The organism is Caballeronia sp. LZ032, from assembly GCF_031451315.1.
Lineage (GTDB): Bacteria > Pseudomonadota > Gammaproteobacteria > Burkholderiales > Burkholderiaceae > Caballeronia.
Genome location: NZ_JARUXP010000001.1, coordinates 1,755,057 through 1,770,403 on the forward strand (window position 1 = coordinate 1,755,057; position 15,347 = coordinate 1,770,403).

Consider the following 15,347-nt stretch of genomic DNA (forward strand, 5'->3'; position numbering starts at 1 on the left):
GAGGTTACGCGTAGTCGATGCGCTCGACGCCCGACTCGGCGCCGAGCAGGCAGAGATCCGCGCCGCGCGCCGCGAACAGCCCGACCGTCACGACGCCCGGCCATGCGTTGATGCTGGCTTCGAGGGCGCGGGGATCGTCGATGGAGAGGCCTTTCACGTCGATGATCTCGTTGCCGTTGTCGGTAATGAACGGCGCGCCGTCCTTTGCCACGCGCAGCACGGGCACGCCGCCGAGCGCCGCGAGCCGGCGGCCGATCGCGGTGCGCGCCATCGGCACGACTTCGACCGGCAGCGGGAACGTGCCCATGACGGCCACGCGCTTGCTGGCGTCGGCGATGCACACGAACACGTCCGCGACCGACGCGACGATCTTCTCGCGCGTGAGCGCCCCGCCGCCGCCCTTGATCATGGCGCCGCTGGCGTCGATTTCATCGGCGCCGTCCACGTAGACCGGCAGCGACTCGATCTCGTTCAGGTCGAACACCTTGAAGCCGTGGCCTTCGAGCCGCGCGGTGGTGGCGAGCGAGCTCGACACGGCGCCGCGATAGCGCGCCTTCGAGCGGGCGAGCGCGTCGATGAAGCAGTTGGCCGTGGAGCCGGTGCCGACACCGATGATCGCGCCTTCCGGCACGTTCGCGTTCACGTAGTCGGCGGCGGCCTGGCCGACCCGTTGCTTGAGTTCGTCTTGAGTCATGGGAGGGTGCTGCGCGAGAGGAGAAACTGGAATTTTATCGGAGTGCGTGCGGGACGCACGCCGATCATGCCCAGGCGCGCAGGAAGCCGAGCGGATCGTGGCTGTGCGCCACCGATGCGATGTATGCGAACACCACGATGGCCAGCACCCCGTAGACGGCGCGCGCGCCTTTGGTGCGGCCGCGTTTCAGGGCCAGCGTGCCGAGCACGACATAGACGACGAGTCCCGCGATCTTCGCGCCGAGCCAGGCGGCGTTCGCGGAGAAGCCGATGATCGCGACCAGGCCGATTGCGCTCAGCAGCAGCAGCGTGTCGACGATGTGCGGCAGGACTTTGGCCGGGCGCGTGTGGAGCAGGCGTGAGCCGGTGAGCATCCAGATCCAGCGCAGCACGAAGCCGGCGATGGCGAGGCCTGCGCAGGTCATGTGGAGCGTGCGCAGCGTGAGGAAGGTGTCGCCCATGGCGGTTAGTGGGTTAGTGGGTTAGTGGGTTAGTGGGTTAGTGGGTTAGTGGGTTAGTGGGTTAGTGGGTTAGTGGGTTAGTGGGTTAATGGGTTAATGGGTTAATGGGTTAGTGGGTTAATGGTTGAAGTACTTGTCGAGCAGCGCCTGGGCGATGGCGTCGCTTTCGGCATCCGCGTTGCCCGCATAGTCGGACGGCCGGAAATGCATCTGGAACGCGCTGAAGACGCGGCGCGTCCTGTCGTCGAGCACGCCGTCGGTGGCGACGTCGTAGCCGTAGCGCTTCAGCTTCTCCTGCAGCGGCTGCACGTCGGAAGGCGCTTTCGGATCGCGGCCCGCGAGATGCGCGGCGACGGCGTCGGCATCGGGCCATGCGCCCACGCCGGCATCGTACAGCGTGCGCCAGGGAAAAAGCGGCCCCGGATCGATCTTGCGCTGCGGCGCGATGTCGCTATGGCCGACGACACGGGTCGGCGGGATGTGATAACGCGCGACGATGTCGCGGGAGAGTTGGATGAGAGCGTCGACCTGCGCGGGCGGATAGGGTTGCCACTTGCCTTCGCTGAGCGGACCGGTCGGACCGATAGGACCAAGGTTCACGTTCTCGATGCCGATCGAGGACGCGTTCAGTTCGGTCGCGCCTTGCCATGAACTGACGCCCGCATGCCAGGCGCGCTTGTCCTCCGGCACCAGCTGATAGACGACCGGCTCGCCATGCTCGATGCGCGGCGCATCCGGCACGACGTAATGGACGCTCACCTGATCGCCCGTGAGCACCGCGAGCGAGCCGGCTTCGTCGATCTCGGTGTAGTGCATCACGAGGAAACGGATGCGGGAGTCCGGCTGGAGAACACATATCTCTGCGGGGGCCAATGACATCAATCTGATATGCGATCTTTCGGGGACGCAGCCCTTGGTAGCTATCGTTGATAACGGTCGTGGAATGACGGAGAAGGAACTGCTCGATGCGATGCGCCACGGACCGGTAAGCACGAGACAGGAAAGGGCGTCGAATGACCTTGGTCGTTTCGGCCTCGGGATGAAGACGGCATCGTTCTCTCAGTGTCGATCGCTAACTGTTGTCAGTGTAAAGAACGGACACCGTTGTGGAGCCGAGTGGAACCTCGATCGAATTGATTTACTCGATGAGTGGATTCTTTCGATTCTTGACGGAACCGACATCGACTTGCTCCCCTATGTCAGTTGCATCAACGTCCACGGCACTGCCGTTATTTGGCGCGACCTCGACCGCCTCGTTGAGCGCGAGGCAGGCGAACGTCGGGACGAAATAGTCAATGAAAAATTGGACGTCTTACGCAGACATCTTTCGCTGGTATTTCACAGATTCCTCGCGGGTGAAGTAAAGTCTTATCAAAAGCTTCATATCACGGTCAACGGTCACGCGATCGACGCCTTCGATCCTTTCTGCAGGAAGAATTCCGCCACCCAACTACTTCCGGAAGAAGTGGTACGCATCGGTCAGGCAGAAGTTCGTATGCAGCCGTATGTATTGCCGCACCATTCAAGATTGAATTCGCGCGAATACGAGTTCTATGACGGTCGCAGTGACTTTCTTTCGAATCAAGGTGCGTACATCTATCGGAACGGACGTTTGATGGCTTGGGGTGACTGGTTTCGGCTGGTACCTAAAGGGGAGGCTACCAAACTGGCTCGGGTTCAAATCGATTTCCCGAACAGTCTTGATGAGGCGTGGACAATCGATATCAAAAAATCGCGAGCTCGGCCTCCTCGTGCTGTGAGAGAAAGACTTCGGCAGATCATTGACAGGATCGCGCATCTATCGACAACGGAGTTCGAGAGGGCACAAAGAGCCTCTGGACCTAGACTTCGAACAGATGTTTGGCAAGGGCTTGGCGTGTCTCCCAGCTCACTTGGGCATCGAAACGTATCAGTCTTACCTGACGATCATTCCAGCCGACGTTCTAGCGACTTTATACGAAAAATTCGGCGCGCGTTTGCTTGAGCAAAATGTACGAACTTTTTTGCAGGCGCGCGGCAACGTCAACCAAGGCATTAGAGCGACGATTCTTAGTGAACCAAGAATGTTCTTCGCTTTCAACAATGGAATTACTGCCACCGCCCAGAGCATTGAGACGAGAAGGTCAGAAGAAGGCTTGTCTATAACAAAAATATGTGACCTTCAGATCGTGAATGGCGGCCAGACAACTGCTTCTCTGTTTCACACGAAAAGACGCGATCGAGCCGATCTGTCAGAAATTTTCGTTCAGATGAAATTGTCCGTCATCGAAAGCTTGCAAAGCGAGACCATTGTCCAAAGAATTTCAGAATATGCGAATACCCAGAATCGAGTAAACGCCGCTGATTTTTTCTCGAACCATCCATTCCATATACGAATGGAAGGATTTGCAAGACGCATCTGGGCCCCTGCGCAGAAGGGTCAGCAGCGGGAGACAAAGTGGTTTTATGAGCGTGTGCGTGGTCAATATGCGGATGCCCAATCCAAGCTTACCGCTGCGGAGCAACGGCGCTTTAAGACAGAGCATCCGAAGGCTCAAATGTTCACAAAAACCGATTTGGCGAAATTTGAAGGTGTCTGGGATGATCATCCGAAATGGGTCAATCTCGGCTCTCAGAAGAATTTCTCGCGTTATGCTACTCGAATCGGCACCGAGTGGGAGAAATCTTCTGATGGCTTCAACGAACTTTACTTCAGACGGTCGGTGGCCCGCGCATTAATTTTTCGTGCAGCGGAAAGGATCGTGTCCTCGCAAGTATGGTACAGCGGTGGCTACAGAGCGAACATACGAGAAGCCACCGTGTGCCTTTATCTAGAAGCCTACTTCTTCACCCCCCTCTGCCTCACCGCCTCAAACAAACACACCCCGCTCGCCACCGACACATTCAGACTTTCAACCGTCCCCGCCATCGGGATATTCATGATCTCGTCGCAGGTTTCGCGCGTGAGCCGGCGCATCCCCTCGCCTTCCGCGCCCACCACGATCGCCACCGGGCCGTCCAGCTTCGTTTCGTACAGCGACGCCGTCGCCTCCCCCGCCGTGCCGATCACCCACACGCCCGCGTCCTTCAGTTCGCGCAGCGCCCGCGCCAGATTCGTCACCGTGATGTACGGCACGCTCTCGGCCGCGCCGCTCGCCACCTTCGCCGCCGTCGCGTTCAAGCCCGCCGACCGGTCGCGCGGCGCGATCACCGCATGCGCGCCCGCCGCATCCGCGACGCGCAGGCACGCGCCGAGATTGTGCGGATCGGTCACGCCGTCCAGCACCAGCAGCAGCGGCGTGCCCGAAATGCCGTCGAGCAGTTCGGCCAGATTCTGCGCGAGCGGCAGGTCATTCGCGCGCGCCACCACGCCCTGATGCTGGATGTTGCCCGCCAGCCCCCAGAGACGCGACTCGTCCGCCGCGATCAGCCGCACGCCAGCTTCCTTCGCGGTCCGCAGAAAGTCCTGCATGCGCCGATCCTTGCGCGACGGGTCGTACAGCACCTCCTCGATCGACGATGCATCCGCCCGCAAGCGTGCGGTGACTGCGTGAAATCCGTAGAGAACCTTGAGACGTGACATGACTGATTCGAACCTTCGCTGAAAACTATAAAAACACGACGCGGCCCGAAGCACGAAGCATCGGACCGCGCGTAACGGCTCGCGGCGCGGACTGCACGCCGCTCGATAAACGCTTCAGCGCTTCTTGCGCGCCGGCCGCCCCTGCGACGCCGACTTCGACGCCGCGCCACGCTTCTTCGCCGCACCGCCGCGCGCACCGGCCGCCAGCGTCGCACCCTTGTTCGTGCCGCCACGGGTACGCGTGCCGGGCACGGCGTCGTCGTCGACCAGCGAGTCGGACAACGGCCGCACGCGCGCACCTGAGCCACCACCGCCCGCCGCGTCGCTCACCGCCGCTGCAACACGCGCCGGCGGCTTGACCGGCACGTCGCGCACGAGACGGAAGTCGATCTTGCGTGCATCGAGATCGACACGGCTCACCTGCACGCGCACACGATCCGACATCCGATAGCGAATGCCCGTGCGCTCGCCGCGCAGCTCGTTCTTGATCTCGTCGTACTGGAAGTAATCCGAGCCGAGCTCGGTCACATGCACGAGCCCTTCGATGAACAGCGAATCCAGCTGCACGAAGATGCCGAACGACGTCACGCCGTTCACCATGCCGCCATATTCCTCGCCGAGCTTGTCGCGCATGAAGTAGCACTTGAGCCAGGCTTCTACGTCGCGCGAGGCTTCGTCGGCGCGGCGCTCATTCGACGAGCAATGCAGCCCCAGCTCTTCCCAGATCGCGACGCTGTTGCGCGCACGACCGCGCGCCGTGTCGTCGGCCTTCTGCATCTCCCGCGCGGCCTTCGTGAGACCCGTGCTCAGGAACACCTCGTGGCCGATCTCCGGCAGATACTTCTTGCCCTGCAGGATGGCATAGATGGCGCGATGCGTGAGCAGGTCGGGATAACGGCGAATCGGGCTCGTGAAGTGCGCATACGCCTCGTACGCCAGACCGAAGTGACCGATGTTGTCCGGGCTGTACACGGCTTGCTGCATCGAACGCAGCACCATCGACTGGAGCATCTGCGCGTCGGGCCGGTCGCGGATCTGCGCGATCAGCGCGGCGTAGTCGCTCGCGTGCGGCTTGGCGCCGCCGGTCAGCGTCAGTCCGACGCCGCGCAGGAAGGTGCGCAGGTTCTCCAGCTTCTCTTCGGTCGGCCCTGCGTGCACGCGATACAGGCCCGGATGCTTGTTGCGCTTCAGAAAATCCGCCGCGCAGACGTTCGCCGCCAGCATGCATTCCTCGATCAGCCGGTGCGCGTCATTGCGATGACGCGGCACGATCTGCTCGATCTTGCCCTGCGAGTTCACGACGATATACGTCTCCGTCGTATCGAAGTCGATTGCGCCGCGTTTCTGCCGCGCCGCGTGCAGCGACTTGTAGACGCCATGCAGGTTCTGCAGCTGCGGCAGGATGTCGGCGCGCTTCGCGGCTTCCGGTCCCTTGGTGTTGGTGAGCACCGCCGCGACTTCGGTATAGGTGAGCCGCGCCGCCGAATGCATCACGCCCGGATAGAACTGATAAGCCTTGATCTCGCCGCGCGCGGTGATGACCATGTCGCACACGAGCACGCAGCGGTCGACGTGCGGATTCAGCGAACACAATCCGTTCGACAGCTTCTCCGGCAGCATCGGAATCACGCGGCGCGGGAAATACACCGACGTGCTGCGGTCGAGCGCATCGACGTCCAGCGCCTCGTTCGGGCGCACGTAATGCGAGACATCGGCGATGGCCACCAGCAGGCGGAAACCCTGCCCGCGTCCGACCGTGACCGGCTCGCAATACACGGCGTCGTCGAAGTCGCGCGCGTCTTCGCCGTCGATCGTGACGAGCGGCACGTCGCGCAGATCCACACGATGGCGGATGTCCACCGGCCGCACTTCGTCCGGCAGCTTGGCCGCCAGTGCGAGCGCGGCGTCGCTGAACTCGTGCGGCACGCCATACTTGCGCACGGCAATCTCGATCTCCATGCCGGGATCGTCGATATCGCCGATCACCTCGACCACCCGTCCCAGCGGCTGCGAATGCCGGCTCGGGAAATCCGTCAGGTCGACGGACACGACCTGCCCGACCTTCGCCTTCTTCGGGTTCTGCGTGATGAGGATGTCGTGGCCGATACGCTTGTCTTCGGGCACGAGAATCAGCGCGCCGTTCTCGTTGATGAGCCGCCCGATGATGCGCTTGTTGGCCCGATCCGTGACCTCGACGATATGCCCTTCCGGCCGCCCGCGACGGTCATAGCCGACGATGCGCGCCAGCACGCGGTCGTTGTGCATGACCTTCTGCATTTCGCCGTTGGGCAGGAAGAGGTCGTCCTGGCCGTCGTCGCGAATCAGGAAGCCGAAGCCATCGCGATGGCCCTGCACGCGGCCCGCAACGAAGTTCGATGGATGAGTGAGTTGATAGTGGCCACGTTTGTCGAGCCGGATTTGCCCGTCTCGTTCCATGGCCGCCAGGCGCTTGAAAAATCCTTCACGCTCCTGGCGTTTGATCGACAGCGCCTCGGCGATGTCGTTCGCGGCATGCGGAGTCTCGCTCGTGCGCAGCACGCCGAGAATCTCTTCGCGGCTGGGAATCGGATACGGATATTTGCTCAAGGGCTTGATCGTGTTGTTCTCGTTGGGCTGGAAAGTCGGCCGTCGTGTGTTGCCGTTCGCACCTGCTTCCGCGTTTGCCTCGTTCGCTGGCATCGTGCGCTTGATTCGGATTGATTCTAACACCCGCCATTCAGACGCCACGGACCTCACCGCCCGCTCCACGGCGCCCGGCAAGGCTGCGGACGTCTCCGGTGGAAACGCTTGACAGACTCGATACGGTCGATATAATTGCGTTCTCTGCTGTTGAGCAACCCGCCAAAAACGGTCTGCACCAACGAATTGAAGAAATTGAAGCAGAGCACACCCTTGCCCAGGTGGCGGAATTGGTAGACGCACTAGGTTCAGGTCCTAGCGGTGGCAACACCGTGGAGGTTCGAGTCCTCTCTTGGGCACCAGATGTTTGAAAAAGCCACCTTCGGGTGGCTTTTTCTTTTTGTGCAGGGATCGTGTTTCCGGACGGCTTCAGGTGGTGCTTCAGGTGGGTTTTTGAACATCTCCAGTCGTCAGACTTTTCGGTTGACACGGTTTCGGTTCCCGCTACAATAGCGGGCTCGCTGTACCCCTTGGCCCAGGTGGCGGAATTGGTAGACGCACTAGGTTCAGGTCCTAGCGGTGGCAACACCGTGGAGGTTCGAGTCCTCTCCTGGGCACCAAGGTCCTCTTTCGCGAGACGCTGATCGAAGCGCATCGCACGCAAGAACCCCACGCACTGACGTGGGGTTTTTCGTTTCCGGCCATGTTTTTTTCGCGGCTCGGATCTGAGCACGTCACATCAAATCATTCCGCCACCTGCGCGAGTTCCTTCGCGTTGATCGCTCACGTCGAGGCATGCTCCACCCCTATGCGCAGCGCCGGCTGGAATTCGAGCCGTGGCGCGCTACCCTTCTTCCCTGTTTTCAGTCGGAATTTAATTCACGATTTTCTTAGTGACAATAATGGTGCAACGGTTCCGTTTTTTAATTCAATTCGCCCGATTATCCTCAGCATCTGATTTAGAAGATTTCATCGATTGACACCGAAAACCGCCTTTATCAGAATCCAGCTTCAGAATGCTGACCGTTATAAGTCATTACGAAAAATTCCTTCGTCAATCGCCATGCTGCGGACGCATGGAACGAATTTCAATCATGAGTGTTATTGCATGACGTTCGAAATAATGAATTCGACGTTCGCATTCGGCGAACGATATTGAGACATAAAAGCTGCGTCAGCCGATAATCGACGGCGCGCTCAATTAAAAATGAAAATCAGGAGACGTAGAATGGCGCTCCGCCATTTTAGAAACCGGTTCGCCTGCGTTGCCGCTCTCGCCACTTTGGCGTCGTGCAGCGACGGGAATGTCAGCCAACCCGCCGCCATCAACGTGCCGCAGTGTTCGGGATCGGCGTGCGGAGCGCAGGGACAGCCCGTTTCCGCACCAACGAGCAGCGCACAGCTTTGCCCGGCGGATCAGGCCATATCCGGCAGCACCTATTTGGGCGGGACTGGAAGCGGCGAGGTGGTGAGTCTCCATCTCGACGCGACAGCAATGACCTACACGCTGAAGTGGCTGGAGTCGTCGGTGCCGCTGGCTGCGGGTACGCTGACGCCCACTCGGAAGGGCGTGACGATTTCCGGCAATCTGACCCATCCGCCCGCGGGCACGCTTCCGACCGCTCAACAAACCCGTTGCGCATTCGTGCTGATGCCTGGCAGCAGTGACTCCGGCTATTCCACGTCGAATGATTTCAATCAAGCCAATCCACCGACGATTCTCCTGGGCTTCGGCATCGCGGGGGGCGGCATTCCCGGCGCGACGATGGAATTCGACGGATATTCGGCCATGGCGACAGTCGCGCAGAATCCCGGCTTACAGCAGTTTTTGAGTATTTTGGCGAATGCGAATGATTTGCAAACCGCCAGCGCGTTTCTGAATAATGTGATCGCGCCGCCCTTCAGTTTCGCGGGAATCGGCTGGGCGTTTATCCGAGGAGGCTTTGGTGCGGTTGGCATTACTCCGGATCAACTGAACATGGTGCAGCAGGTCCTGATCGCGCTGCAAACACCGGCTTTACAGCAAACCTTGGCCGAGGTTAAAAGTACCCTGAATACGAATCCCCAAAGTCTGAATCCGCTATTGAGCATCTTGAAAGTTCCTTCCATGGTTGGTGCGGTTCCGAACCGGCACGTCGATTTTTATCCGTTCGTCGGTTTCTCCAGTGTCTCGATGAATCCGGCAGACGTTCAGGGAACGTATAACGGGCTGCTATACCATGTCGTGCCGTCGGGTGGCTATGCAACCAGCGGCACAATCACCCACGAATCATTTGACAAAGACGGACATTGCACGAGCACGAATGCCGCCAATCCGAATTACACGTCCAGTGCCACCGGCTGTCTGACCACCGGCGGCGACTGGGCTATCAACCCGGCGGGGTACTTCGACAGCGCAGCGGCACCTCAGATCGGCACGCAATTCAGTGCGCTTTTCAGCCCGTCCCAGATCCAGTCCGTCGTTGCGACGATCAACGGCATAGCCGGCGCCTTGAGCAATCAAGGCCTCCTCGGCACTGTGGGACTCGTGGACCCGGCCATCGTGCCTGTCCTGCAGCAGACGGCCCAGGCCCTCAGCGGCACGATCCCCCTGCTCTCCGCGATGACGCTGCCGAAGGCCGGCCTCATTGCATCGGCGCATATGGTTCTGGGCCAGTTGAACGGCGCAACCATTCCGGTGATCGTGCGAACCGGCCTCATGATTCCCGGCACCGCGCCTTACTTCACCAACGCACAGGTCGACGACGAATCCGGCATCGCCGTCCTGAGCCACGCAACCGCACTGAAGAGCGGCGCGATCGACGGCACTTATGCTGGGGCCGACTCCAACTTCAAGTACACGGGAACGGTCATCAACGGCGCCACCGGATCGTTCATCGACCCGACATCCCAGCAGCCTGAAACCGCATTCACGCTCGACTATGGGCAGTCGACGCCCGGCGTCATTCACCTCGCAGAGAGCGGCAATGCGCCGTACCAGGGCGACTTGATTGCGGCTGGCGGCCTGTACGCGGCCTTGATTCAAGGCTCGGCGAACGGCGGCCTCGCGTCGACCTCGTCCGGAATCGGGATGGGCGCCGCCATCACACCGGCTGCGGCCTCGCCCTACTTCAGCGTAGGCGCGCTGTCCGGCGCGGCCGCCCAGCCTGGCAATCCATAAGAAGACAGGCGCTTCCAAACGGAAGCGCCGCGGAGGAGATCCATGAAGAACACCATCAGAACGACGATGGCGGGCGCCGCGCTTTTGCTCTCGGCGTGCGGAGGGGCGACCGACAACACGGCGCCGCTGGTCCAGGCGCCGCTGTGTCCGTCGTCGCTCGACTACGGGACGGTCTTCACGGGCGGGGCCGGCGACGGCGAACTGGTCAGGATCCAGCTCGACACCACCCGGCTCACCTGGCAGGTCACCTATGTGGCGTCGCCGATCCCGCAAACGCCGGGCACCGTGGTGCCGACGCGCGCAGGCACGCTCGATAGCGGCACGCTCACCCCGGAAACGCAGCTCGCGACGCAAAGCCTCAACCGCTGCGCGTACCGGCTGAATGGCGCGAGCCTCGACCCTGCACGGCCGGCGCGCGTGTTCGTCGGCGACGGCGTGATCGGCGGCACCATTCCGGGCAAGGAGCTGGCGTACGCGGGCAACGGCGGCCAGGGCGCCATCCCTGACACGACCTTTCCCTACTTCCCGTTCATCGGGTTTGCGACGCTCGATACGGATCTGGCCGACATCACCGGAACGTACAACCAGATCGGCTACGCCCAGGTGCCCTCGCAGAACTTTGCGCCGACGACCATCAACGCCAGCGTGACGATCAATCCGGACGGCAGCTGGTCGCGCTGCGACACGACAGGCCTCTATGCCGGCACATGCAGACAGCCGGGCACGAACCTGACGGCCTCCTCGAACGGCAGCGGCGCGTTCGAGACGGATCACTACCAGGGGCAGATCCAGCCGACGCTGGCGCCGGTGGCGCAGGCGAAGGGCTACCTGATCGTCGGCACATTGCGAGGCCAGCGGGTGCCGATCATGATCCGCACCGGTGCGGCGAACCCGGGCACGCAGCCTGACGCGAACGGCGTCCCGCCCCTGACCGCCGACGACGAATCGGGCATTGCCATCCTGGCGCCGCAGACGAAGCTTGCGTCGGGATCCCAGAACGGCGAGTACATCGGCGCCGACAGCCGGTTCGACTACCGCGCGACCGCGCTCGCCGACACCCGGGCCACGCTGTTCGATCCGTTCAACGCGTCCCAGGCCTCGTTGGCGACCGTCCTGACGCTCGACTACACGCAGACGCTGCCGGGCGCGATCAGTACCACGCACGCGGATGCGGCCAGCGCAACGCCCACCGGCACGTTTCTTTTCACAGGAGGCGTGTTTGGCTTCCTCGACATGTCCACCCCCGCGTCGCCCTATTTCCTGATCGGCGCGTTCGTGCAGTGAAGGGAACCCGGAGCCTTCGATGAAACGAATCTTTCATGCCGTGGCGTGTGCGGCGTTCCTGCTGCCCTGCATCGCGTCGGCACAAAGCGCGGGCAGCAACGTCGTGTCGCTGGGATGGCTGCATGCGTTTCCGCAAGACAGCAGCAGCTCGCTGACCACGTATGTCGCACCCACGCCCATGAACGGCGCGCTGGGCCTGCCGCCGTCGTTCAATTCCCCGGGAACCGGGCTGAGCGTCGGGCAGGCCGACACGCTCGGCATCACCTTCTCCCACTTTCTGACGGATCAGTTTGCCGTCACCGCATTGGCCGGCGTGCCGCCGAAGTTCCAGGTGTACGGAAGCGGCACGATTACCCCACCCGGCCCGGCAGGCACGCTGGGCACCCAGAACATCGGCCTCGGGGCGGTCAATCCCGTCGTGAAGTCCGCGCGGCTGTGGAGCCCGGCTTTCATCCTGCAGTATTACATCGGACAGCCAACTTCCCGATTCCGGCCCTTCCTCGGCGTCGGCGTCTCGTACAACTGGTTCAGCGACGTCCAGCTTGGCAACAACTTCATCGCGCAGACGCGTAACACGCTGGGTCAGGTACTGGCGGCGGGCGCAGGAAAACCCGGTCCGACGCAGGTGTCGGGCGATGCGTCGTCGTCATGGCAGCCGGTATTCAACGCGGGCTTCCTGTTCAACATCACGGAGCACTGGGGATTGCTTGCATCGCTGTCCTATATCCCGTTGAAAACCACCTCTTCGGTGACGATCAAGGCCGCCGACGGCACGACACTCGCGGTGTCCAAGTCCGACCTGAAAGCGGATCCCCTGATCACGTTTCTCGCCGTGTCCTACAAATTCTGAACAATCGGGAAATCGCGATGGCAAGCCGAATTCAATCCCTTCGCCAGACCGGGCTGCTGGCATTGGTGTCATTGCTGCTGGCCGGGTGCGGCGGCGGTTCGGGTTCGACCGGCTCGACCGGCTCGTCTTCGAGCCCCTCGACCGATACCGGGACCCCTGGAAACAATCCCGCCGCAGTCGCACCCAGTGCGCCTCCGCCCGTCATCAAGGTGCTGTCCGGGCGCGCGGATCTGGTGAGCGGCGGCAACGCCCTGATTGAACTGGATCTGCCGCAAGGCGCGAACGCGCAGAACATCTATGTATCGCTGAACGGCATCGACGAGCGCAAGGCGTTCGCCTATGACGCTTCCGGTAGCTACATCGGGCTCGTGACCGGCCTGTCGCCGGGGTCAAACACCTTATCGGTATCCGGACCGGGTTTGACGACGGCGCAACAGACCCTCATCGATCACCCCCTGGGGGGGCCGATATTCTCCGGGCCCCAGATTCAGCCTTGGCCCTGCCAGCCGGGAGCGACCGACGCCCAGTGCAACCAGGCGCCCATCTATAGCTGGCTATATCTGTCGACCAATCCGTCACTGCAAGGGCTTCAGCCCTATGACCCGGGCCGGCCACCCCACGATGTCGCCACCGTCACGACCGAGCAGGGCGTGACGGTGCCGTTCATCGTCCGGGTGGAAACGGGCTATCAGGACCGCAGCCAGTATCAGATCGCGACGCTTTACCAACCGGCGCTGGCGTGGACCGCGATCAGCCCCCAGCCGCAATTCAATCGCACGCTGTATATCACGCACGGCGCTTCATGCGGGGTCTCCTTCGGTGAGTCTGCCAATCCATCGGTCGTCACGGATGGCTCTCTCGCCGCCAATGACAGTGTGCTTTATGCGCTGGGGAAAGGATTCGCCGTGCTGAGCACCGCACTGGCCAATAGCGGCATCGATTGCGACGTCGCCATTCAGGCTGAATCTCTGATTATGGCCAAGGAATATTTCATCAAGAACTATGGCCGCCTGCGCTACACCATCGGGATGGGCTCGTCCGGCGGCTCGCTGGCCGAGCAATGGATTCAGAATGCCTATCCCGGCGTGTATCAGGCGTTGCTGGCGTCCGCCGCATTCCCCGATGCCTGGGGGTCCGCCGCGCAACTCGCGGATAACCACCTGTTGCTGAGCTATTTCGGCCAGAACGGCGTCAGTGCCAGCGGGGTCCCCTGGAGCCAGCAGGCCCAGCAGGCCGTCTACGGCGATTCCGGCAGCCCGTGGGGCGCGCAGGGCATCGCAGCGGCAGCCTCCGCATTGAGCGGTGTGCCGACAGCGCTCCCTTCTACGCTGCTCGGCTTGATCGGAAGCAACCTGATTCCTGCGAACGTCGATCAGAATATCTACTTTACGGATCTTGCGTTTTTCTCTGCCGTCTATCCAAATGGCGCCTCTGCTTCGCCTACCGCCGTCGGTTCATGCCCGGGGATTAAAAACCCTGCCATCATCTTTAACGCGGACACCAACCCCAGCGGCGTTCGATGCGGCATCACCGATTGGGCCGTCAACATCTTCGGCCTGCGTGCGCAAGGCGTCTGGTCGGCAACCGAACAAGCGCTGGGTCACGGTTTCGCGGGCCGTCCGTACGACAACGTCGGGGTGCAATACGGATTGAACGCGCTTCAGAACGGGGCGATATCGCCGGCGCAGTTTCTCGATCTCAACCAGAACGTCGGCGCCCTGGACATCAATGGCGTTCCCACTGCGACGCGCGTGATGGCGGACGAGCCTGCGCTCCAGAATGTCTATCGGGCCGGCATGATCAACGAAGCCAATCACCTCGACGCCACGCCGATCGTGGATTGCCTCGGCCCCAACCCGGCTGGGCACGACACCTCGCGCACGTTCGCGCTTCGAGCGCGCCTGGATCACGCGTTCGGCAATCACGTCAATCATGTGATCTTCGGCGGCCCCGCCTATATGTCGGGCGACACGACCTGCTTCCTGAAAGCGTTCAAGACGCTGGAAACCTGGCTGAACAACATCGAGGCCGACGCCAGTGCGCTATCGCTCGCGCAGAAAGTGTCGGCGGACAAGCCCGCGAACGCTGTAGACAGTTGCTTCGATTCAAGCGGCAACCTTCAGCCCGGGCTGTGCAGCAACAGCGTCATACCGGTCTATCAGACGCCGCGCATCGTGGCGGGGCAGTCCGTTGCGATGGATGTCAACAAGTGCGAGCGCAAACCGCTGAACCGGTCGGACAATTACGGTCCGATTCCATTCAGCGATCAGCAGTGGGCCCAGATGCAGGCGATATTCCCTGCCGGAGTCTGCGATTTCTCTCAGCCCGGCGTCGATCAGACCGGGGCCGTTCCGTGGATGACGTACCAGAACCCGGACGGATCGGTGATCTATGGCGGCCAGGCAATGCCTCCCGCTGCACGGAACTGGAGCGTCGGCTGGGCCAGCCCGGCATTCGCTCAGTCTCTGTATCAATAATGACTTCTGCCGGTATGCAAACCGGCGTCACATTTGGAGACTCTCCAGAACCTTGCAATCTCTCGAGATGTCTTCTTTCATTAATGATTCACATGTTCACCGTGATTAACAGATTTGAATGACTCGTGTATTAATTGATTCAGGTTCACTGCCAGCCTTTTCCGAACGAGAGCAGATTGATCAAGCATGAGTTGGCCCGCCGCCGTAGACTCGCCGTTGCGCGGGGTCGCTGAACCGTCGC

The 15,347-nt window shown here is 61.5% G+C and carries 9 protein-coding genes, 2 tRNA genes and 2 pseudogenes; 8 read left to right on the top strand and 5 right to left on the bottom strand.

Features of this window, described 5'->3' with window-relative positions:
- Positions 1-4: 4 nt before the first annotated feature.
- From rpiA to QCE69_RS08175, 3 genes and pseudogenes are all read right to left on the bottom strand, one after another.
- Complete coding sequence (gene rpiA / locus QCE69_RS08165; protein ID WP_309930262.1) at positions 5-694, bottom strand: ribose-5-phosphate isomerase RpiA; 690 nt, start codon at positions 692-694, stop codon at positions 5-7.
- A gap of 64 nt (positions 695-758) precedes the next feature.
- The gene (locus tag QCE69_RS08170; RefSeq protein WP_309916683.1) at positions 759-1,154 is read right to left on the bottom strand and encodes a SirB2 family protein; all 396 of its coding nucleotides are present in this window, start codon (positions 1,152-1,154) and stop codon (positions 759-761) included.
- Positions 1,155-1,271: 117 nt separating this feature from the next.
- A pseudogene (locus QCE69_RS08175) lies at positions 1,272-1,994 on the bottom strand (N-acetylmuramoyl-L-alanine amidase); the annotation flags it as partial.
- On the opposite strand from QCE69_RS08175, the gene QCE69_RS08180 reads away from it, so the two are divergent.
- Both QCE69_RS08180 and QCE69_RS08185 read left to right on the top strand, forming a co-directional pair.
- Complete coding sequence (locus QCE69_RS08180; protein ID WP_309930263.1) at positions 1,984-3,138, top strand: ATP-binding protein; 1,155 nt, start codon at positions 1,984-1,986, stop codon at positions 3,136-3,138. The pseudogene QCE69_RS08175 and the gene QCE69_RS08180 overlap by 11 nt on opposite strands.
- Positions 3,139-3,157: 19 nt before the next feature.
- Positions 3,158-3,904, top strand: a pseudogene (locus QCE69_RS08185) (AIPR family protein); the annotation flags it as partial.
- A gap of 68 nt (positions 3,905-3,972) precedes the next feature.
- On the opposite strand, the gene rlmB reads toward QCE69_RS08185, so the two are convergent.
- Positions 3,973-4,716, bottom strand: a complete 744-nt coding sequence (gene rlmB / locus QCE69_RS08190; RefSeq protein WP_309832492.1) for a 23S rRNA (guanosine(2251)-2'-O)-methyltransferase RlmB — start codon at positions 4,714-4,716, stop codon at positions 3,973-3,975.
- A 114-nt stretch (positions 4,717-4,830) separates the two neighbouring features.
- Entirely contained in the window at positions 4,831-7,395 is a 2,565-nt protein-coding gene (gene rnr, locus QCE69_RS08195) for a ribonuclease R (protein ID WP_409021174.1), read from the bottom strand.
- 215 nt (positions 7,396-7,610) lie between these two features.
- Here rnr and QCE69_RS08200 point away from each other — a divergent pair.
- The 6 genes from QCE69_RS08200 (at position 7,611) to QCE69_RS08225 (ending at position 15,106) form a co-directional block, all read left to right on the top strand.
- Positions 7,611-7,697, top strand: a tRNA-Leu gene (locus QCE69_RS08200).
- 171 nt (positions 7,698-7,868) lie between these two features.
- Positions 7,869-7,955, top strand: a tRNA-Leu gene (locus QCE69_RS08205).
- Positions 7,956-8,563: 608 nt separating this feature from the next.
- On the top strand, positions 8,564-10,495 hold the full coding sequence (locus tag QCE69_RS08210; RefSeq protein WP_309916691.1) for a DUF2957 domain-containing protein: 1,932 nt from the start codon (positions 8,564-8,566) through the stop codon (positions 10,493-10,495).
- Between the two features lie 42 nt (positions 10,496-10,537).
- Entirely contained in the window at positions 10,538-11,779 is a 1,242-nt protein-coding gene (locus QCE69_RS08215; RefSeq protein ID WP_309916692.1) for a DUF2957 domain-containing protein, read from the top strand.
- Between the two features lie 19 nt (positions 11,780-11,798).
- Positions 11,799-12,629 (top strand): OmpW family outer membrane protein, encoded by an 831-nt coding sequence (locus tag QCE69_RS08220; RefSeq protein WP_309930264.1) that lies wholly within the window; start codon positions 11,799-11,801, stop codon positions 12,627-12,629.
- A gap of 17 nt (positions 12,630-12,646) precedes the next feature.
- Entirely contained in the window at positions 12,647-15,106 is a 2,460-nt protein-coding gene (locus QCE69_RS08225) for a DUF6351 family protein (protein WP_309930265.1), read from the top strand.
- Positions 15,107-15,347: the final 241 nt, after the last annotated feature.